Here is an 18,908-nt window from a genome sequence, read left to right as displayed (position 1 = left end):
TGTATCTGCCGTGCGTTACGCCTTGGGCGCGTTCACGTCGGCCGGCAGTGCCTTCTTGGCCGTCTCGACGAGCGAGGCGAACACGGCGGGCTCGTTGACGGCGAGCTCGGCCAGCATGCGACGGTCGACCTGCACGCCCGCCAGGCCGAGGCCCTGGATGAAGCGGTTGTACGTCAGGCCGTTCTGGCGGCTGGCGGCGTTGATGCGCTGGATCCACAGGCGGCGGAAGTCGCCCTTGCGCTTGCGGCGGTCGCGGTACGCGTAGACGAGCGAGTGGGTGACCTGCTCCTTCGCCTTGCGGTACAGGCGCGAACGCTGTCCGCGGTAGCCGGACGCGCGCTCGAGGATGACGCGACGCTTCTTGTGGGCGTTGACGGCCCGCTTGACTCTAGCCATTTCTTCTACTTCCTAGGGTGTGCGTCGGCGATCAGATGCCGAGGAGCTTCTTGGCGACCTTGGCGTCGCCCGGGGCCAGGATCTTGTCGGCCGACAAGCGACGAGTGCGCTTGGTCGGCTTGCCCTCGAAGTTGTGGCGGAGGTTCGCCTGCTGCTTCTTGATCTTTCCGCTTCCGGTGACCTTGAAGCGCTTCTTGGCGCCCGAGTGGGTCTTCTGCTTCGGCATGATTCTTCCTTCGTTGTGGTTCCCGCGGGGCGGGAGCTCGTGGGCCTTGCGGCAGCCTTACTCCGCGGGAGCGGGCTCGGCGGCGGAGGCGTCGTCGGACTCGGTGCCCGTCGCACTGCGCGCCTGACGCGCAGCCTCCTTGTTGGCAGCACGCTGGGCGTTCTGCTCAGTCTTCACCTCGGACTTGTTCTTGTGCGGGGCGATGACCATGACCATGTTGCGTCCGTCGATCGTGGGGTTGGACTCCACCGTGCCGAACTCGGCCACGTCCTCGGCGAACTTGCGCAACAGCCGCACACCCTGCTCGGGGCGGGACTGCTCACGTCCGCGGAAGAGGATCATGGCCTTGACCTTGTCGCCCGCCTGCAGGAAGCCCTCGGCGCGCTTGAGCTTGGTCGTGTAGTCGTGCGCCTCGATCTTCAGTCGGAAGCGCACCTCCTTCAGGACGGTGTTGGCCTGGTTGCGGCGAGCTTCCTTGGCCTTCTGCGCTGCCTCGTACTTGAACTTGCCGTAGTCCATGATCTTGACCACGGGCGGCTTCGAGTTGGGGGCCACCTCGACCAGATCGAGATCGGCTTCCTGGGCAAGACGCAGCGCCACCTCGATACGGACGACGCCGACCTGCTCACCCGCGGGGCCGACGAGGCGGACCTCGGGGACGCGGATGCGGTCGTTGGTGCGGGGATCGCTGATGTGCGGGACTCCTGTTCGTGCGGGGACTGCAACCCCGACCCGGGTCCGGGACGGGGGCGGAAGATGACCACGTCCACCCGCTCGATGCGCACATCGGCGTTCAGTTCCACGCCCTGCTCCCCCACGATCTCGACGGGGGACGACCCCGCCTGGACGGGGTGGAGCGCAAGACCCGGTAGCCTGGAGCGGCAAGCGCGGGTGGGATGTGATCCTCTTTCGATCCGGAGCAGAACACTCCGGTGCGCGCCAAGTCTAGCAGAGAGCAGAACGTGGACACGATTCCGTCGCGCGACGACGACTTCCTGGCCGAGCAGCCCGTTTCCGGGCCGGACGACGAGCGGCAGCGCCGCTGGGAGGAACAGGAGCGCGCCGCACAATCGGCCACGCGCGACATCGCCGACGTCCCGGCGGTCGAGGTCATCACCACGACCGCCGTTCACCTCATGAGCGCCGCCGCCGTCAAGGTCGGCTTGGCCGACTCCCCCGAGACGCAGCGAGACCTGGATGAGGCTCGAAAGCTGATCAACGCGCTCGCGGGCCTCATCACGGCGGGAGCACCCGAGATCAGCGACATGCACGCGCGGTCGCTCCGCGACGGCCTCCGCTCCCTCCAGCTCGCGTTCCGCGAGGCGTCGGTCATTCCTGACCCGATCGGGAAGGGTCCCGGGGAGAAGTACACCGGCCCCGTGACCTGACGGCTTACCGTCCGCGCCGGAGCTTCACCGAGAGCGAGTCGACGAGGACCGCGATACGGTCGTCGGCCGCCCATCGCTGGGCGAGGCGCGCCAGGATCGCGTCGAGCACCGCGGGGTCCAGCCCGTCGATGAGTTCGAGCGTGACGACGAGCTCAGGACCGCGCAACCGCGCATCGGGATCGCCCGCCGCCACGGAGACGTCCAGCACCGCCAGTTCGTGCGCGACGCTCTCCTGGAGCGCGGCGTGGACCGCCGGAGAGAGGGGGCTCGGCTCCCACTCCTTGCCTTGGGCGATCGCCCATACCGCCGGACGACGCACGACGAACTCGGTCTCGGACGTCGGATCCAGGACGATCAGGTCGGTGTCATCGGCAGAGGCGGCCAGCGCGGCGCGCACCGCCTCCACCGGAACCGGGCGCGCGGCGGGATCCCATCGCGCGAGGGTCTCGACGGAGGAGAACACCGGCTGCACGCGACGCCCGTCGGGAGCGGCGACGGTGACGACCGACAGCTCCTGGGTCTTGTCGACGGCAAGGCCACTGGGAGCCACGCCTTCCTCACCCTTCTCGGCGACCAGCGGAGCCAGCACCCGCGCCGAACGCAGAGCGTCGACCACCTCGGTCTGCGACCCGTCGCCGGCGCGGAACCGGAGGAGAGCAGCCAACAGGGCGGGGTCTGCCGATCCGTCGTCGCCCGCGTGGGGGTTCTCCTCGAACCGGCGACCGGCCCACGGCACCCCGGCCGAGTCTGCGGCGGGGTGGCAGGCGTCCTCAGGCTCCGGCGACATCCAGAGCCTCGGCGAGGGTGAACGCCCCCGCGTACAGTGCCTTGCCGACGATCGCACCCTCGACGCCGAGCGGAACGAGCTCCCGCAGCGCGGCGATGTCGTCAAGGCTCGACACGCCGCCCGAAGCCACCACCGGCTTGGGTGTGCGCGAGACGACTTCGCGCAGCAGCTCGACGTTCGGACCCCGCAGAGTGCCGTCCTTGGTCACATCGGTGACGACGTAGCGGCTGCACCCGGCGTCTTCGAGGCGATCCAGCACCTGCCACAGGTCGCCGCCCTCGCGCGTCCAGCCGCGGGCCGCCAGCGTCGTCCCCCGCACATCCAGTCCCACCGCGATGGCATCGCCGTAGCGGCCGATCACATCAGCCGCCCACTCCGGGTTCTCCAGCGCTGCGGTGCCGAGGTTGATGCGGGCCGCGCCGGACTCCAGGGCCGCTTCCAAGGTGGCGTCGTCGCGAATGCCGCCGGAGAGCTCCACCTGCACGCCGCGGAGCTGCTTGATGACCTTGCGGAGCACCGGCGCGTTGTTCCCTCGCCCGAAGGCGGCGTCCAAGTCCACGAGGTGCACCCAGCGCGCACCCTCCTGCGCCCACTGCAGCGCCGCGTCGACGGGGTCGCCGTAGCTCGTCTCGGTTCCCGCCTCGCCCTGCGTGAGCCGGACGGCCTTGCCGTCTGCGACGTCGACCGCGGGAAGGAGGATCAGTTCAGGGGTGGACGCGAAATCGTTCATGGCTCCGTGGGGTGGTTCGAGACGCGCGGCGGCGCGTACACACAAGGAGAGAGACTAGCCGTGCGGGAGCGATTCGATCCAATTGGCCAGCAGCCGGATCCCCGCCTCGCCACTCTTCTCCGGGTGGAACTGCGTGGCCGAGAGCGGTCCGTTCTCGACGGCCGCGACGAAGGGCGCCCCGTAGTCGCACCACGTGACGGCGGGCGCACGGAAGGGCCGGATGACATCCAGTTCCCACGTCGGCAGTCCGTAGGAGTGCACGAAGTAGAAGCGTTCCTCCTCCACCCCCCGGAACAGCGTCGAGCCTTCGCCTGTTCGCACCGTGTTCCAGCCCATGTGCGGAAGCACCGGAGCATCGAGTTCGACGATCGTCCCCGGCCACTGTCCGAGGCCCTCGGCGACCTGTCCCCGTTCGACGCCCTGCTCGAACAGGACCTGCATGCCCACGCAGATGCCGAGCACGGGAAGACCCCCCGCCAGGCGTCTCTCGATGACCTCGTCGCCCCGGCTCTCGCGAAGGGCGGCCATCACCGCCGCGAACGCGCCGACGCCGGGAACGACAAGCCCTGCCGCATCCTGGATGAGACCACGATCCGAGGTCAGTCGCGCGTCCGCGCCGGCGGAGGCCAGGGCCTTCACCGCGGAATGGACGTTGCCCGATCCGTAGTCGAGAACCGCGACGAGGGGCGCCGATCCGTCCGTCACAGAGCTCCCTTGGTGCTCGGGACCCCGTGGACGAGCGGGTCGAGGGCTTTCGCCTGCCGGAACGCACGAGCGAACGCCTTGTACTCCGCCTCGGCGATGTGGTGCGGATCACGCCCGCTCAGGAGCGTCACGTGCATCGTGAGCCCGGCGTGGAAGGCGATCGCCTCGAAGGTGTGGCGAACGAGGGAACCCGTGAAGTGCCCGCCGATGAGGTGGAACTCGTAGCCCTCGGGTTCGCCACCGTGCACGAGGTAGGGGCGACCGCTGATGTCGACGACGGCCTGAGCCAGAGCCTCGTCGAGCGGGACGAGGGCGTCGCCGTACCGGGAGATCCCCGACTTGTCGCCCAGCGCCTGGCGGATGGCTTGTCCCAGCACGATCGCGACGTCTTCCACCGTGTGGTGCGCATCGATCTGCGTGTCGCCCGACGCCCGCACCGTGAGGTCGGTCAGCGAGTGCTTGGCAAAGGCGGTCAGGAGGTGGTCGAAGAAGGGGACCGTGGTCTCGATGGTGCTCGTTCCCGTGCCGTCGAGGTCGAGCTCGAGCTCGACCGTCGACTCGCTCGTCGCGCGACGGAGGGAGGCCACGCGGGGCGCAGATGTGGTCATGGGCCGAGTCTACCGAGCAGCGGCCGCACGACCGGCGCTACACCGAGGCGAGCGCGTCGAGGAACGCGGTCGACTCCGCCTCCGTGCCCGCCGTGACGCGCAGGCTGTGTGGGATGCCGACGTCGCGGATCAGCACGCCTCGCTCGTACAGAGCGGACCACGTGGCCGCCGGATCCTCCACCCCCGAGAAGAGCACGAAATTGGTCGACGTCTCGTGCGGCAGGTAGCCCAGGGCATCCAACGTCGCCGAGATCCGGTCGCGCTGCGCCACGATCTCATCGACCATGCCCAGCATCGTCGGAGCGTGACGGAGAGCGGCCACCGCGGCCGCCTGCGTGAGCCCGCTCAGGTGGTACGGCAGGCGCACGAGGCGCAAGGCATCGATCAGGGCGGGGTCAGCGGCGAGGTAGCCCACTCGCGCACCGGCGAAGGCGAAGGCTTTGCTCATCGTGCGCGAGACCACGAGGCGGCCGCGCCCGGGGAGGAGGGTGAGCGCAGACGGCTCGTCACGCGGGGCGAACTCCTGATAGGCCTCGTCGACGACGACGATTCCCCGGCTGTGCGCGTAGACCGCCTCGATCACCTCGAGCGGGAGCGGGGTGCCGGTGGGATTGTTCGGCGCGCAGAGGAACAGGATGTCGGGATCGACCTCCTCGACCTGCCGAACGGCGGACTCGATCGAGAGGGAATAGTCGGACTCCCTCGTGCCCGACACGTACTCGGCTCCGGTCGCACGCGTCAGGAGGGGGTACATCGAGTAGGTCGGGCTGAAACCGAACGCGCGGCGCCCCGGCCCGCCGAAGGCCTGCAGCACGTGCTGCAGGACCTCATTGGACCCGTTCGCGGCCCAGATCTGCTCGCGCGTGATCCCGTGCCCGAGATAGTCCGCGAAGCCCTCGCGCAACGTCGTGAACTCACGGTCGGGGTAGCGATTGATCTCCCGCAAGGCCTGCGCGATCGAGTCGAGGATGTCGTCGGCGACGTCCTCGGGGACGGGGTGTGTGTTCTCGTTGACGTTCAGGGCGACCGGGAGGGGCGCCTGTGGCGCGCCATATGGCACGAGCCCACGGAGATCGTCACGAAGGGGCAGGTCATCCAGACGAAGCGTCACTCCACCCATGGTAGGGCGGGTCAGCGCGCGTCGACGTACTCCGCGGGGATCGCGAGCGTCGAGCCGGCTGCCAGCTCGGAGGATCCCAGGGCGTTGAGGCGGACGATCGCGTCCACGACGTCCCGCGGGTCGGCGGCGGGCGCCACCTCCTCCGCGATCGACCACAGCGAGTCGCCCGGCAGCACCGTGACCGTCTGGAACTCTCCCGCTGGCGCTCCCGCCTCGCCCGACGCGAGCGCGGCTCCTCCGGAGATGACCGCGATGGCCAGAGCGATCACGGCGGGCAGCGACGCCACGACGGCCAGCGCACGCCGTCCACGCGACGTGATGCGCAGCCGCGTGCGGCGAGCGGGCATCGTGCGGGCGGCGAACTCGATGGTGGTCATGGCTCCTCCTGAGGATCAGAGATTCGCACCCGACGCTCGGCCGGGAGAACCGGGTGCGAATCTCTTTTCCGAATGTATCTTCGATATTCTGGTGCTGTCAAGCGGAGAGTGATCGCAGATGAATCGAACGCGACACGCGCTCGGGTCCGGGAGTTCTCCATCGATACCGGATACGGTTTCGATGATCAGACCCCATCACCTACCTCCGACATTCGAAGGCGAGTGCCTTCCGGAGCACCGAGAGGAGCCTCGTCCATGGACGACATGCGGAGTTCTCGCGAGAGGTCCCAGACCCGGCGACGCAAGAGTCTGAGCGACAAGCAACTGGCCATCCTCGAAGTGATCCAGCGCTCGATCGCCCGGCACGGATACCCGCCGAGCATGCGCGAGATCGGCGACGCCGTGGGGCTCAAGTCGTTGTCCAGCGTGACGCATCAGCTCAACCAGCTCGAGCTGAGCGGCTACCTGCGCCGTGACCCCGGCAAGACCCGCGCCATGGAGGTGCTGATCGACCTTCCCGGCACCGCCGCGGAGAACCCGGCCGACCTCGCCCCCGCCGTCGGCGACGCTGCAATGGTGCCGCTGGTCGGCCGCATCGCCGCGGGGGTTCCGATCACCGCGGATCAGCAGGTCGAGGAGATCTTCCCGCTCCCCCGCCAGTTGGTCGGCAAGGGCGAGCTGTTCATGCTGAAGGTCAGCGGCGACTCGATGATCGACGCCGCCATCTGCGACGGCGACTGGGTCGTCGTCCGGTCACAGGCCACCGCCGACAACGGCGACATCGTCGCCGCAATGCTCGACAGCGAGGCGACGGTGAAGACCTTCCGTCAGCGCGACGGGCACACGTGGCTCCTCCCCCGCAACAGCGCGTTCGAGCCGATCTTGGGTGACGACGCGGTCGTGCTGGGGAAGGTCGTCGCGGTCCTGCGCGCCGTCTAGACACGTGGCGCGCACGCTCCGACGACATCTCCGCGACGACGTACTCGGCTCTGCCACGAAAGACCCCGGCGCGTCGCGGCATCCGACGCGCCAGGGGCCTTCGCTCAGGCGTCCTGCGTGGCGCGAGCTCGCACGGTCGCGGTGGCCGCGACGAGGTGACGAAGAGCCTCGACGGTCTCGACGTACCCGCGGGTCTTGAGTCCGCAGTCGGGGTTGACCCACAGCTGGCGCAGAGGCAGTGCGGCGGTGGCGCGCTCGAGGGTCGTCGCGATCTCGTCCGCAGACGGCACCCGGGGCGAGTGGATGTCGTACACGCCCGGCCCGACGCCGTGCGCAAAGCCCGCCGCCGCGATGTCCGAGACGACCTCGCCTCCGCTTCGGGCCGCCTCGATCGAGGTGACGTCGGCATCGAGTGCCGCGATCGCCTCGATGACGACATCGAACTCGGAGTAGCACAGGTGGGTGTGGATCTGGGTCTCGGGTCGCGCTCCCGCCGTGGCCAGGAGGAACGATCCCACGGACCAGTCCAGGTACTCGGGCTGCGCCGCCTTCTGCAGGGGCAGCAGTTCACGAAGCGCAGGCTCGTCGACCTGGACGATCCGGATGCCTGCCTCCTCCAGATCGGCGATCTCGTCGCGCAGGGCCAGCGCCACCTGGTCGGCCGTCTCGCGGAGGGGCTGGTCGTCCCGGACGAACGACCAGGCGAGGATCGTCACCGGGCCGGTGAGCATTCCCTTCACGGGCCGCGAGGTGAGCGACTGAGCGTATTCCGACCACCTCACGGTGATGGCGCCGGGCCGTGACACGTCGCCCCAGAGGATCGACGGGCGCGTCGCGCGCGACCCGTACGACTGCACCCAGCCGTTGCGGGTCACGGCGAAGCCGTCGAGGTTCTCGGCGAAGTACTGGACCATGTCGTTGCGCTCGGCCTCGCCGTGCACCAGGACGTCGAGGCCCAGGTCCTCCTGGAGCGCGATGACCCGGGCGATCTCGTCTCTGAGGAAGCCGTCGTACTCGGCGTCGGACAGGTCACCGGACAGACGCGCGGCACGCGCCCGGCGGATCTCGGCTGTCTGCGGGAACGAGCCGATCGTCGTCGTCGGGAGGAGGGGCAGGTCCAACTCCTCCTGCGCCGACAGCCTGTCGGAGTACGGAACACGCCGCGCGGTCTCCGAGGTGCGGGACGCCAGACGCTCCCGCACCTTTCCGTCTCGCACCCCCGGCGTGCTCCGGCGGTCCCGCCAGGCGTCCGACGCCGCGGCGAACTCCTCACGCACACTCTCACGCCCGTTCTCGAGCGCGCGGGCGAGGGCGGCGACCTGCCCCGTCTTCTGGTCGGCGAACGCGAGCCACGACGCGAGCCTGCGGTCGAGGTCGGGCTCGTCCTCGACGTCGTGCGGAACGTGCTGGAGGGAGGTCGACGTGCCCGCGGATACGTGCGCGGCGCCGAGTTCGCGGAGTCGTTCCAGCCGATCCCACGCCACCTCGAGGTCGCCCCGCCACACATTCCGCCCGTCGATCACACCGCCGACCAACGTCTTCTCCGTCAGCCCCGGCACCGCCGCCGGTACTCGGCCGCGCGTCAGGTCGACCGCGATCGCTTCCACCGGCGCCGCCGCCAGCGTGCGCCAGGCGACGTCGGAGAGCTGCCCGTACGGGGCCGCCACCAGGAGGGACGGCCGCGCGGAGGCGGATCCGAGAACCGCGTAGGCGTGGCGTGCGGCAGCGGCGAGCTCGTCGTCGTCATAGCCCAGCGACTGGCTGACCAGCGCCGGCTCGTCCAGCTGCACCCACTCGGCTCCGGCCTGCTGCAGCTCGGCCAGGAGCTCGCGGTAGACGGGCACCAGCTCCGCCAGCCGATCAAGCGGCCGATAGCCCGACGGCGCGCCGGGAGCAGCCTTCGCGAGCGCGAGGAAGGTCACCGGCCCGACGAGCACGGGTCGCGTGAGGTAGCCCTCGCTCCGCGCCTCCTTCAGTTGGTCGATCACCCGACGATCCGAGAGCGAGAATGCCGTCTCCGGCCCGATCTCGGGAACGAGGTAGTGGTAGTTGGTGTCGAACCACTTCGTCATCTCCAGCGGCGCCCGATCCTGATCGCCCCGGGCCGCAGTGAAGTATGCCGACAACGGTATGCGCCCGTCCGCCCCCCGCAGATCGGCGAACCGAGCGGGGAGCGCTCCGAGCGTCGCGATCGCGTCGAGGACCTGATCGTAGAAGGAGAAGCTCTCGGGAATCGCCGAATCACGCGCCCCCAGCCCGAGCTCGGCCAGCCGCGCCCGTGTGCGGGAACGAATCCCGGCGGCGGCTTCCTGCAGGCCGGCCTCGTCGAGGCCTCCCGCCCAGTGCGCTTCGATCGCGCGCTTGAGCTCACGCCGACGCCCGATGCGGGGGTAGCCGAGGATCGTGCCGGAGGGGAAAGTCATGACTGCTCCTGTTCGGGAAGAAGGATGCCGGCGTCGCGGAGCACCGTGAGCACCGTCTCGTGGTTGTTGAACGCGTAGAGATGGACGCCCGGCGCACCGCCGGCGACGACGGCGCGGACGAGATCGGCGGCGGCGGCCACCCCGACCTCCCGCTGGCGGCGAGGGTCGGTCTCCTGCTCGAGTGCGGCGGCGAGCGCCGTCGGGCGGGCTTCCCCCGTGAGCTCCAGCACGCGCTCCAGGCGCGAGCGCGACGTGATCGGCATGAGACCGGGAAGGATCGGGATCACGACCCCCGCGGTGCGGGCGCGATCGACGAAATCGAGATAGTCCTCGGCGTGGAAGAACAACTGCGTGATGGCGAGGGTGGCTCCCGCGGCCTGCTTGGCCAGCAGCGCATCGATGTCCTCGTGCCGGTGCCGTGACCGCGGGTGCCCGTTGGGGAACGCGGCGACGGCGATCTGCACCTTCTCGCGCGGGGCGACGCGCGCAGCTCCGGGCAGGCCCGGCACGCTCTCCTCGCTGTAGGGTGCACGCTCGGCCTGCACCCGGTCGATCAGCTGCACCAGCTGCGCGGCGGTCTCGAGATCGCCGAGGAAGTCGTCGCCTTCGGCCGATCCGGCGGGAGGATCCCCGCGCAGGGCGAGGAAGCGGGTGATGCCGGCATCGAGGAACTCCCGGATGAGTGCACCCGCCTGCGCGTACGTGCTTCCGACGCAGGTGAGGTGCGCGAGCGGCGAGACATGCGTCTCGGTCAGGATGTGCGTGAGGACATCCAGCGACGCTCCGCCGTGGGATCCCCCGGCGCCGAAGGTGACCGAGATGAACGACGGATCCGCGGAGGCGAGCTGGCGGATCGTCTCGTGGAGCGCGGGCAGCCGCTCGGGCGTGCGCGGCGGGTAGATCTCGAACGAGACGGGCACCGATGCGGGTTCGGGGGTCGACATCACAGCTCTCGGGTCAGGGGCGGGATGCGCAACGCGCATCGAGGGAGGCCGGCGGGCCGCGGCCATCACTCCGACGCAGGTCGGGGACGGTCATCGCGGGCGGGTGCCGGGCTCGGCTGTCGCTCCTGCCCGGCGGTGCCGGGCGTCGATGGCACCACTATAGGGCGCGGCTCCCGCGGCCACGGATGTGTGACGTCGTGTTGCAGGCGGGCGTAGCGTGGAGGCATGCGTGCCTCGCTTCCCTATGGTTCCTGGCCCTCCCCTCTCTCCGCCGCCGATGCGGCCGCAGCCGCCCCGCGGTTCGAGGGCGCGGCCTTCGTCGGCGACGAGATCTGGTGGGGTGAGTCTGTCGCCTCCGAAGGCGGACGCACGGCGATTTTCCGCCGGACGCGCACGGGAGAGGTCGCCACCGTGCTGCCGGCTCCCTTCAGCGCCCGCTCTCGCGTCCACGAGTACGGCGGAGGGTCGTGGGCCACCACCGCGGAGGGCACCCTGTTCTTCGTGGAGAAATCCGATCAGCGCGTGTGGCGGCTCTCGCCGGGCGCCGCCCCGTCACCGCTGACCCCCGAGGCGGACTCGACGCGGTTCGGCGGTCTGGCCGTCCACGGCGACCGGCTGCTGGCGGTCCGCGAGGTGCACGACGGCCGTCCGGTCCCGACGCGATCGATCGTCTCCATCGATACCGACGGCGGACGCGTCGAGGTGCTCGCGGAGGGGAGCGACTTCCTCGCCCAGCCCACCCTCTCCCCCGACGGCGCCCACCTGGCCTGGGTCGCCTGGGACCATCCCCACATGCCGTGGGACCGGACGGTGATCCGCGTCGGTCGCCTCGGTTCCTCCGGGGTCGAGTCGGTGCGAGACATCACCTCGGGCGTGACCTCTGCGCTCCAGCCCACCTGGACAGCCAACGGCGACCTCATCTGGGTCGATGACCGCACCGGCCGGTGGAACCTCTACCGGGGAGACCTGGCGCGCCTCGCCGCGGGCACTCCGGCCGATGCCGTGGCTCCCGCCGACGCCGACACGGGCGGGGCCCTGTGGACCCTGGGATCGCGGTGGTACGGCCTCTGCGGAGCAGACGGCCTCTTCGCGGTACGCACCGACGGAGACGATGAGCTGGTGCTGATCGCACCGTCGGGTGCGACCACGGTTGTTGCCGTGCCGCCGCGGTCCCGCCTGCTCGTGGAGGCGTCACGGGCGGGTGCGGCCCTCGTCTCCGGAACCGCGCCGGGCGTCACCGGGATCTGGCTCGTGGGGGTCGACGGCTCCGTCGAGCTGGTCCGGGGTGCTGCCTTCCCGCTCGACGCGGGCTGGCTTCCGGAGCCGCGCCGCCTCACCGTGGAGGGGCCACACGGCCCGGTGCACGCGTTCGACTATCCCCCGACGAATCCCGAGGTCACCGGCCCCGCCGGCGAGCGTCCGCCGTACCTCGTGTGGGTCCATGGAGGCCCGACCTCTCACGTCGCCGGCGTCGCAGACACGAAGACGGCGTTCTTCACGAGCCGTGGGATCGGGGTGCTCGACGTGAACTACGGCGGCTCGACCGGCTATGGCCGGGAGTACCGCGAGCGCCTTCGCGGGCAGTGGGGCATCGTCGACGTCGATGACGTCGCCGCGGCCGCGCGCGGTCTCGTCGACGCCGGTGTCGCCGATGGTGACCGCTTGGCGATCGAAGGCGGTTCCGCGGGAGGATGGACGGTGCTGGGCGCACTCGTCGGCACGGACGTGTTCGCCGCAGGCGTCTCGCGCTACGGCGTCGCCGACGCGCGCACCCTCGCCACCGACACCCACGATTTCGAGGCACGTTACCTCGACGGTCTCATCGGCCCGCTCCCCGAGGCCGAGGAGCTCTACATCCAGCGTTCCCCGCTGCAGCACGCCGACCGTCTGCGCGTGCCCGTTCTGATCCTCCAGGGAGACGAGGACGCCGTCGTCCCGCCCTCGCAGTCGGAGGCGGTGCGCGACGCGCTGGCGGCGCGGGGCGTTCCGCACGCCTACGTGCTCTACGAGGGCGAAGGACACGGCTTCCGCCGCACCGAGACCATCGTGCACGCCTTGGAGAGCGAACTCGCCTTCCTCGGGACCGTCTTCGGCTTCGCCCCTCCGGGAGTGCCGCCGTTTCCTCTCGCGGGTGCGGGCGGCGCGACCGACGACCCCGGTCAGCCGGCGGCGACGGCGTAGGGAGCCAGTTCGGCCGCGAGACGCTCGTTCACGTGGGCGTGCAGCACCGTGCCGTCCTCGTGATGCTCGGTCGAGAGCAAGTGACCCGACTCATGCACGGCGTTGACGAGGTCGCCGCGGTCGTACGGAACCAGAGCGCGCACCTCGACGGCGGGAAGCGGCAGGGCCTCCTCGATCGCCGCTCGCAGCTCGTCGATCCCTTCTCCCGTCCGCGACGACACGAACACCGCCTGCGGCTCGAGCCCTCGCAGTACCAGGCGGGTGTCGTCGTCGACGAGGTCGGCCTTGTTGAAGACGATGATCTCCCGAGTGGAGCGGGCGCCCACGTCGGCCATCACCTCGCGTACGGTCGTCACCTGCGCCGCCGGGTCGGGGTGTGACCCGTCCACGACATGGACGATGACGTCCGCGTCGCCGACCTCCTCCAGGGTCGAGCGGAAGGCCTCGACCAGCTGGTGTGGGAGGTTCCGGACGAAACCGACGGTGTCGGTGAGGGTGTAGACGCGGCCGTCGGACGCCTGCGCGCGGCGGACCGTCGCATCGAGCGTGGCGAACAGCGCGTTCTCCACGAGCACGCCCGCGCTGGTCAGCCGATTGAGGAGGCTCGACTTCCCGGCGTTCGTGTACCCCGCGATCGCGACGGACGGGATCGTGTGGCGCTTGCGCTCGGCACGCTTGGCATCGCGTGCGGGGGCGAAGTCGCGGATCTGGCGGCGGAGCTGCGCCATGCGCGTGCGGATGCGGCGACGGTCCAGCTCGATCTTGGTCTCACCCGGACCACGGGATCCCATTCCGGCCCCGCCCGCACCGACCTGGCCACCGGCCTGCCGGGACATCGACTCACCCCAGCCGCGCAGCCGGGGAAGGAGGTACTCGAGCTGGGCGAGCTCGACCTGCGCCTTGCCCTCGCGGCTCTTCGCGTGCTGGCTGAAGATGTCGAGGATCACGGTCGTGCGGTCGATGACCTTGACCTTCACGACGTCTTCCAGCGCACGCCGCTGGCTCGCCGCGAGCTCGGTGTCCGCGATCACGGTGTCGGCACCGACCGCAGCGACGAGGTCGCGGAGCTCGGCGGCCTTGCCGCGCCCGATGTAGGTCGCCGGGTCGGGATGGGGCCGGCGCTGGAGCACGCCGTCGAGCACGACGGCTCCCGCCGTCTCGGCGAGCGCGGCGAGTTCCCGGAGGGAGTTCTCGGCGTCCTCTTGACTGCCCTGCGGGTAGACACCCACGAGCACGACGTTCTCGAGTCGCAGCTGCCGGTACTCCACCTCGGTGACGTCTTCGAGCTCCGTGGACAGCCCGGCGACCCGCCGCAGTGCCGCCCGCTCCTCGCGATCCCACTGCTCGCCGTCGGTGTCGCCGTAGGCGACGGTCGACTCGTGCTGCAAGGCCTGGGCAGCCCCGAACACGCGCACTCCGCTGCGTCCCTCGGCGTGCGCGAGCACCCGATCGACCGGGTCGACCGAGGTCTCGTCGGCGTCGTGGGAAGTGCTGGTGTCTGTCATGTCATCCTTTTCCTCGTCGATCCGTGGATCGACCCGGGTTCACCCGTGAACTCTAGCCTCCCGCGCGCGGACTGTCCTCCGCTACGCTCGAAGGCAATGGCCAGCGATCACTACTTCAGCGCGACGCCGGCCAGCGCTGAGAACCTCCGCCGTATCCGTGTGACCCTCGCGGGCCGACCCGTGGAGGTCACCACCGCTGGCGGCGTCTTCAGTCCCGATCACGTGGACTCGGGCACCGGGGTGCTGCTTGCCAACACACCCCCGCCGCCGGCCGGCGGTCACCTTCTGGATCTCGGCTGCGGATGGGGGCCCATCGCCCTGACCCTGGCGCTGGATGCCCCCCACGCCACGGTGTGGGCCGTCGACGTGAACGAACGTGCACTGGATCTCGTGCGCCGGAACGCGCGCGATCTCGGTCTCACCAATGTCAACGCGGCGCTTCCCGACGATGTTCCCGACGATGTCGTCTTCCGCACCATCCGCTCCAATCCGCCCATCCGGGTCGGCAAGAACGAGCTCCACGGCCTGCTCGAACGCTGGATCCCCCGCTTGGATGAGCGCAGCGACGCCTGGCTGGTCGTGCAGCGGAACCTCGGATCGGACTCGTTGCAGAGGTGGCTCGATGCGACGCTTGCCGGCGGATACACCGTGACGCGCGCAGCGACGGGGCGGGGCTTCCGCGTCATCAAAGTGCGCCGTCACGGCAGTCCTCCGACCGGGGCCATCTCCGTCCCGTGAGCGCGACGGACATCCCGGCGGCGCGGACAACCTGATCAGGCCAGGGTGACCTCGCCCGAGAACACCAGCGTGGCAGGCCCCGACAGGAACACGTGCTCACCGTCGGCGTGCTGTTCGACACGGACGCCGAGGGTCCCGCCGGGCACGGCGACGCGCCACTGGGTGGGGGCCGCGGGCCCCGCCCACAGCCGGACAGCGAGCGCCGCGGCGGCCACTCCCGTTCCGCACGACAGGGTCTCGCCGACACCGCGTTCGAACACGCGCATGGTGATCCCGCCCACGCCGTCCTGGACGAGGGGCTCGTCGGGAACAACGAACTCGACGTTGGCCCCTGCCGACGGCTCGGGCTGAAGGAGCGGGTGGACGCTGAGGTCTAGATCGTCGAGCTCGTCCGAGCTGGAGAGCGCGACAACGACGTGCGGGTTGCCGACGTCGATCCCCTGGCCGGGACGCGCGACGTCGATGCCGCGGGCGCGCACGAGCACCTCGTCGGCCTCGGGACGCCAGACACCGAGGTCGACCTCGAAACCGCCCTCGGTCCTCGTCAGGGTCTTGGTTCCCGCCCGCGTCGCCACCCGCAGCGGCTGATCCGCCGAGATCGTGGCCAGGCCGGTCTCGACCAGGTACTTCGCGAACACACGGATCCCGTTCCCGCACATCTCCGCGACGGATCCGTCGGCATTGCGGTAGTCCATGAACCACTCGGCATCCGCCTCGGCGTCGGCGTCGGCGACGTGGCTCGTGCGCACCACCCGCAGCACGCCGTCGCCGCCGATTCCGAAGCGACGATCGCACAGCGCCGCGACCTGTCGCTCGGTCAGCGGGAAGGTGCCGTCCACATCGGGCACGATGACGAAGTCGTTGCCGGTGCCGTGGCCCTTGGTGAACGAGATGGTGGTCACCGGTCAAGTCTAGGTTCCCCGCGGCGGCCGCCTGAGCCCTCAGTCGGAGATGAGACGTTTCGCCGTCGTCCACGTCTCGAACGGCTCGAAGCCGAGCGCCGAGTAGAAGTCGTGCACCTCGAGGTTCTCCGTCCGCACCATCAGCTGCACCTTGGGGCATCCGAGGGCGATGAGCTTCTCCTCGGCGGCCTCCACGAGACGTCGCCCGATGCCCTGTCCGCGACGGGCGGGGGCGCTGGCGAGGTAGTAGAGCCAGCCCCGGTGGCCGTCGTATCCGGCCATCACCGTACCGACCACGTCCTTGTCGTCGACGGCGACCAGGAACAACTCGGGCTGGACGGTGAGCTTCCGACGGATGTCCTGGTACGGGTTGTTCCAGGGACGGGTGAGTCCCGTCTCCTGCCACAGGGCGACGACCGCATCGGTGTCGGCGAGGTCGAAGGGTCGGATGGCGACAGTCATGCGCTCGAGTCTGCCAGGCGCGCGGCGTCGGCGTCGGGGGCCGTCCAGCGCACGTGCGGATAGCGGCGGAACCACGACACTTGGCGACGCGCGTAGCGCCGGGTGAGGCTCTGCGTCTGGGCGATCGCCTCGTCCTGGTCGAGCCGGCCGTCGAGCTGCTCGAGCGCTTGCGCGTAGCCGATGGCGCGTCGCGCGGTGGTACCACGTTCCACGCCACGATCCCGTAGGGCGCGGACCTCGTCGAGCAGACCCGCCGCCCACATCCCCTCGACACGGCGGTCCAGACGCTCGACCAGTTCCGCGCGATCGAGGTGGACACCGATGACCGTGGTATCGCCACGCCAGAGCACCGGGTGGTCGGGAAGCGCAGCCCCGTGCCCCTTGGCCCCCTGCGCGACCACCTCGAGGGCGCGCACGACCCGACGCCCATTGCGGGGGTCGATGCGGGCGGCGCTTGCCGGGTCGGCGTGACGGAGGCGCTCGTAGAGGGCTGCGGCGCCGTGCTGCGCGAGCTCCCGCTCGAGCTCGGCGCGCAGTCTCTCGTCCCGAGGGGGAAAACGGAAGTCGTAGAGGACGCTCGACACGTAGAGACCGGAGCCCCCCACGAGGATGACGTCGACGCCGCGCGAGAACGCATCGTCGGCGGCCTCACGCGCGGCCTGCTGATACCAGGCGACGGCGGCATCCTCACTCGGCTCGAGCATATCGAAGAGATGATGGGCCACACCTCGCCGCTCAGACGGCGGCAGCTTGGCGGTGCCGATGTCCATGCCACGGTAGAGCTGCATGGCGTCGGCGTTGACGATCTCCGCTCCCCGGCCGCGGCCGATCAGAGCCTCGGCGAGTCGCAGCGAGAGATCGGTCTTGCCGGTTCCCGTCGCGCCCACGATGGCCCACAGGCGCGGGCCGCTCTCGTGAGCGACAGGGGTCACGAGCCGACGCGGCGCGTGGGCATCCCCAGCCCCACGGCGCGGGGGCCATCGGCCGCGCCGGAGACCGGCACACCGCAGGACTCCGCCTGCGCACGGTCCCACGCGTCGCCCGCGCGGGTGCGGCGCACCGTCAACGGCGTACCGTCGAGACTGTCGGCGAGAAGGTGGAAGGGTGCGGCGTGCGTGACCGTCACGCTGACGATGTCTCCGGGGCGAGGAACCTCGGACCCCTCAGGCACCTCGAAGTGCACGAGTCGGTTGTCCTCCGCGCGACCGGTGAGGCGCCGCGTGGCGGTGTCCTTCTTTCCTTCGCCCGTCGATACCAGGACGTCGAGCCGGCGACCGCGCTGCCGCTGGTTCTCCTCCAGCGAGATCCGCTCCTGCAACGCCACGAGACGGTCGTAACGTTCCTGCACCACGTGCTTGGGAACCTGGTCGGGCATCGTCGCCGCGGGCGTGCCTTCCCGGATGGAGTACTGGAAGGTGAAGGCGCTCGCGAAGCGCGCCTTCTCCACCACGCGCAGCGTGTCCTCGAAGTCCTCGTCCGTCTCCCCGGGGAAGCCGACGATGATGTCCGTGGTGATCGCGGCGTTCGGGATCCGCTCACGGACGCGATCGAGGATGCCGAGGAACCGCTCACTGCGGTACGACCGCCGCATGGCCTTGAGAATGCGGTCCGATCCGGACTGCAGCGGCATGTGCAACTGCGGCATGACCGCCGGGGTCTCTGCCATGGCGTCGATCACGTCGTCGGTGAAGGCGGCCGGATGCGGGCTGGTGAAGCGGATGCGCTCCAGCCCCGGGATCTCGCCCGCAGCGCGCAGGAGCTTTCCGAAGGCCTGGCGGTCGCCGAACTCCACGCCATAACTGTTGACGTTCTGTCCGAGGAGAGTGACCTCGATGGCGCCGTCGTCGACCAGGAGGCGGATCTCACTGAGGATGTCGCCCGGCCGCCGGTCCTTCTCCTTGCCCCGAAGGCTCGGGACGATGCAGAAGGTGCAGGTGTTGTTGCACCCGACCGAGATCGAGACCCACCCGCTGTGCACCGCGTCGCGCTTGGTGGGAAGGGTGGACGGGAAGACGTCGAGCGACTCCAGGATCTCCAGCTCCGCCTCGCCGTTGTGGCGCGCGCGCTCGAGCATCCCGGGGAGCGAACCCATGTTGTGGGTTCCGAAGACGACATCGACCCAGGGCGCCTTCTGCAGCACCGCGTCTTTGTCCATCTGCGCCAAACAGCCGCCGACGGCGATCTGCATTCCCTCGTGCTTCTCCTTGCGGCTCTTGAGGTGACCGAGAGTCCCATAGAGCTTCCCCGCAGCGTTATCCCGCACGGCGCAGGTGTTGATCACGATGACGTCGGCTTCGCTGCCCGCCTCGGCACGGACGTAGCCGGCGCTCTCCAGGGATCCCGAGAGTCGCTCCGAGTCGTGGACGTTCATCTGGCAGCCGAAAGTCCGTACCTCGTACGTGCGTGCGCGACCGTCGCTGGCACGTGCGGCCTCAGAGGGAGCGATCAACGTCGGCGCGGAAGACGGAGAAGTCATG

The 18,908-nt window shown here is 70.0% G+C and carries 20 protein-coding genes; 4 read left to right on the top strand and 16 right to left on the bottom strand.

All coding sequences use genetic code 11. The features are described 5' to 3' along the window. Positions 1-15: 15 nt before the first annotated feature. The 3 genes from rplT to infC are packed head-to-tail and all read right to left on the bottom strand — an operon-like array spanning position 16 to position 1,315. Complete coding sequence (rplT, locus tag AVP41_RS07980) at positions 16-396, bottom strand: 50S ribosomal protein L20 (RefSeq protein WP_067163069.1); 381 nt, start codon at positions 394-396, stop codon at positions 16-18. A 31-nt stretch (positions 397-427) separates the two neighbouring features. Next, entirely contained in the window at positions 428-622 is a 195-nt protein-coding gene (gene rpmI / locus AVP41_RS07975) for a 50S ribosomal protein L35 (protein WP_005048908.1), read from the bottom strand. 57 nt (positions 623-679) lie between these two features. Beyond that, positions 680-1,315, bottom strand: a complete 636-nt coding sequence (gene infC, locus AVP41_RS07970) for a translation initiation factor IF-3 (protein WP_082829117.1) — start codon at positions 1,313-1,315, stop codon at positions 680-682. A 269-nt stretch (positions 1,316-1,584) separates the two neighbouring features. Here infC and AVP41_RS07965 point away from each other — a divergent pair, with 269 nt between their 5' ends. Then, a complete protein-coding gene (locus tag AVP41_RS07965) occupies positions 1,585-2,010 on the top strand; it encodes a DUF1844 domain-containing protein (RefSeq protein ID WP_442922784.1) in 426 nt (141 codons plus the stop codon). Between the two features lie 4 nt (positions 2,011-2,014). Here AVP41_RS07965 and AVP41_RS07960 read toward each other — a convergent pair whose 3' ends face one another. Genes AVP41_RS07960 through AVP41_RS07935 form a run of 6 tightly spaced genes read right to left on the bottom strand, consistent with a single transcriptional unit; the run spans position 2,015 to position 6,337 of the window. Further along, the gene (locus AVP41_RS07960; RefSeq protein ID WP_067163066.1) at positions 2,015-2,797 is read right to left on the bottom strand and encodes an SseB family protein; all 783 of its coding nucleotides are present in this window, start codon (positions 2,795-2,797) and stop codon (positions 2,015-2,017) included. After that, on the bottom strand, positions 2,781-3,527 hold the full coding sequence (gene priA / locus AVP41_RS07955; protein ID WP_067163064.1) for a bifunctional 1-(5-phosphoribosyl)-5-((5-phosphoribosylamino)methylideneamino)imidazole-4-carboxamide isomerase/phosphoribosylanthranilate isomerase PriA: 747 nt from the start codon (positions 3,525-3,527) through the stop codon (positions 2,781-2,783). The genes AVP41_RS07960 and priA overlap by 17 nt, the downstream gene beginning before the upstream one ends. Positions 3,528-3,581: 54 nt before the next feature. Further along, a complete protein-coding gene (gene hisH / locus AVP41_RS07950) occupies positions 3,582-4,232 on the bottom strand; it encodes an imidazole glycerol phosphate synthase subunit HisH (RefSeq protein WP_067163061.1) in 651 nt (216 codons plus the stop codon). Continuing rightward, the gene (gene hisB, locus AVP41_RS07945; protein ID WP_067163059.1) at positions 4,229-4,840 is read right to left on the bottom strand and encodes an imidazoleglycerol-phosphate dehydratase HisB; all 612 of its coding nucleotides are present in this window, start codon (positions 4,838-4,840) and stop codon (positions 4,229-4,231) included. The genes hisH and hisB overlap by 4 nt, the downstream gene beginning before the upstream one ends. 37 nt (positions 4,841-4,877) lie before the next feature. Beyond that, on the bottom strand, positions 4,878-5,960 hold the full coding sequence (locus AVP41_RS07940) for a histidinol-phosphate transaminase (protein ID WP_082829115.1): 1,083 nt from the start codon (positions 5,958-5,960) through the stop codon (positions 4,878-4,880). A gap of 11 nt (positions 5,961-5,971) precedes the next feature. Beyond that, positions 5,972-6,337 carry a LysM peptidoglycan-binding domain-containing protein gene (locus tag AVP41_RS07935; protein WP_067163057.1) on the bottom strand — a complete coding sequence of 122 codons (366 nt, stop codon included), beginning with the start codon at positions 6,335-6,337 and terminating at the stop codon, positions 5,972-5,974. Positions 6,338-6,601: 264 nt separating this feature from the next. Between AVP41_RS07935 and lexA the strand changes: the two genes are divergently transcribed. Next, positions 6,602-7,276: a transcriptional repressor LexA gene (gene lexA, locus AVP41_RS07930; protein WP_067163179.1), complete on the top strand. Its 675-nt coding sequence runs from the start codon at positions 6,602-6,604 to the stop codon at positions 7,274-7,276. A gap of 104 nt (positions 7,277-7,380) precedes the next feature. Here the strand turns inward: lexA and metE are convergent, their stop codons facing one another. Together metE and AVP41_RS07920 are read right to left on the bottom strand one after the other, a co-directional pair. Then, complete coding sequence (gene metE / locus AVP41_RS07925; RefSeq protein ID WP_067163054.1) at positions 7,381-9,699, bottom strand: 5-methyltetrahydropteroyltriglutamate--homocysteine S-methyltransferase; 2,319 nt, start codon at positions 9,697-9,699, stop codon at positions 7,381-7,383. After that, complete coding sequence (locus tag AVP41_RS07920) at positions 9,696-10,643, bottom strand: methylenetetrahydrofolate reductase (RefSeq protein ID WP_082829113.1); 948 nt, start codon at positions 10,641-10,643, stop codon at positions 9,696-9,698. Before AVP41_RS07920 ends, metE begins: the two co-directional genes overlap by 4 nt. A gap of 225 nt (positions 10,644-10,868) precedes the next feature. On the opposite strand from AVP41_RS07920, the gene AVP41_RS07915 reads away from it, so the two are divergent. Next, the gene (locus AVP41_RS07915) at positions 10,869-12,824 is read left to right on the top strand and encodes a S9 family peptidase (protein WP_067163050.1); all 1,956 of its coding nucleotides are present in this window, start codon (positions 10,869-10,871) and stop codon (positions 12,822-12,824) included. Here the strand turns inward: AVP41_RS07915 and hflX are convergent. Beyond that, positions 12,803-14,329, bottom strand: a complete 1,527-nt coding sequence (gene hflX / locus AVP41_RS07910; RefSeq protein ID WP_067163048.1) for a GTPase HflX — start codon at positions 14,327-14,329, stop codon at positions 12,803-12,805. The genes AVP41_RS07915 and hflX overlap by 22 nt on opposite strands. Before the next feature lie 96 nt (positions 14,330-14,425). Here hflX and AVP41_RS07905 point away from each other — a divergent pair, with 96 nt between their 5' ends. Beyond that, complete coding sequence (locus tag AVP41_RS07905; protein WP_067163046.1) at positions 14,426-15,067, top strand: class I SAM-dependent methyltransferase; 642 nt, start codon at positions 14,426-14,428, stop codon at positions 15,065-15,067. Positions 15,068-15,102: 35 nt separating this feature from the next. Here the strand turns inward: AVP41_RS07905 and dapF are convergent, their stop codons facing one another. From dapF to miaB, 4 genes are read right to left on the bottom strand one after another with little or no spacing between them, the layout of a single operon-like run. After that, positions 15,103-15,969: a diaminopimelate epimerase gene (dapF, locus tag AVP41_RS07900; RefSeq protein WP_067163044.1), complete on the bottom strand. Its 867-nt coding sequence runs from the start codon at positions 15,967-15,969 to the stop codon at positions 15,103-15,105. A 39-nt stretch (positions 15,970-16,008) separates the two neighbouring features. Then, the gene (locus tag AVP41_RS07895) at positions 16,009-16,431 is read right to left on the bottom strand and encodes a GNAT family acetyltransferase (RefSeq protein WP_067163042.1); all 423 of its coding nucleotides are present in this window, start codon (positions 16,429-16,431) and stop codon (positions 16,009-16,011) included. Then, positions 16,428-17,363 (bottom strand): tRNA (adenosine(37)-N6)-dimethylallyltransferase MiaA, encoded by a 936-nt coding sequence (gene miaA, locus AVP41_RS07890; protein WP_067163039.1) that lies wholly within the window; start codon positions 17,361-17,363, stop codon positions 16,428-16,430. The genes AVP41_RS07895 and miaA overlap by 4 nt, the downstream gene beginning before the upstream one ends. Then, the gene (gene miaB, locus AVP41_RS07885) at positions 17,360-18,907 is read right to left on the bottom strand and encodes a tRNA (N6-isopentenyl adenosine(37)-C2)-methylthiotransferase MiaB (RefSeq protein WP_067163038.1); all 1,548 of its coding nucleotides are present in this window, start codon (positions 18,905-18,907) and stop codon (positions 17,360-17,362) included. The genes miaA and miaB overlap by 4 nt, the downstream gene beginning before the upstream one ends. Position 18,908: the final 1 nt, after the last annotated feature.

The organism is Microbacterium sp. TNHR37B (assembly GCF_001620065.1).
Classification (GTDB): domain Bacteria; phylum Actinomycetota; class Actinomycetes; order Actinomycetales; family Microbacteriaceae; genus Microbacterium.
The sequence above is the reverse complement of the archived record's forward strand: the minus strand, read 5'-3'. Positions and strand labels throughout refer to the sequence as shown.

Coding starts and splice junctions, on each gene's coding strand:
- AVP41_RS07940 (WP_082829115.1), bottom strand. CDS start 5,960: ATGGGTGGAGTGACGCTTCGTCTGGATGACCTGCCCCTTCGTGACGAT.
- hflX (WP_067163048.1), bottom strand. CDS start 14,329: ATGACAGACACCAGCACTTCCCACGACGCCGACGAGACCTCGGTCGAC.
- miaB (WP_067163038.1), bottom strand. CDS start 18,907: ATGACTTCTCCGTCTTCCGCGCCGACGTTGATCGCTCCCTCTGAGGCC.
- rplT (WP_067163069.1), bottom strand. CDS start 396: ATGGCTAGAGTCAAGCGGGCCGTCAACGCCCACAAGAAGCGTCGCGTC.
- AVP41_RS07915 (WP_067163050.1), top strand. CDS start 10,869: ATGCGTGCCTCGCTTCCCTATGGTTCCTGGCCCTCCCCTCTCTCCGCC.
- lexA (WP_067163179.1), top strand. CDS start 6,602: ATGCGGAGTTCTCGCGAGAGGTCCCAGACCCGGCGACGCAAGAGTCTG.
- AVP41_RS07935 (WP_067163057.1), bottom strand. CDS start 6,337: ATGACCACCATCGAGTTCGCCGCCCGCACGATGCCCGCTCGCCGCACG.
- AVP41_RS07895 (WP_067163042.1), bottom strand. CDS start 16,431: ATGACTGTCGCCATCCGACCCTTCGACCTCGCCGACACCGATGCGGTC.
- metE (WP_067163054.1), bottom strand. CDS start 9,699: ATGACTTTCCCCTCCGGCACGATCCTCGGCTACCCCCGCATCGGGCGT.
- rpmI (WP_005048908.1), bottom strand. CDS start 622: ATGCCGAAGCAGAAGACCCACTCGGGCGCCAAGAAGCGCTTCAAGGTC.
- AVP41_RS07960 (WP_067163066.1), bottom strand. CDS start 2,797: ATGTCGCCGGAGCCTGAGGACGCCTGCCACCCCGCCGCAGACTCGGCC.
- AVP41_RS07920 (WP_082829113.1), bottom strand. CDS start 10,643: ATGTCGACCCCCGAACCCGCATCGGTGCCCGTCTCGTTCGAGATCTAC.
- priA (WP_067163064.1), bottom strand. CDS start 3,527: ATGAACGATTTCGCGTCCACCCCTGAACTGATCCTCCTTCCCGCGGTC.
- hisB (WP_067163059.1), bottom strand. CDS start 4,840: ATGACCACATCTGCGCCCCGCGTGGCCTCCCTCCGTCGCGCGACGAGC.
- AVP41_RS07905 (WP_067163046.1), top strand. CDS start 14,426: ATGGCCAGCGATCACTACTTCAGCGCGACGCCGGCCAGCGCTGAGAAC.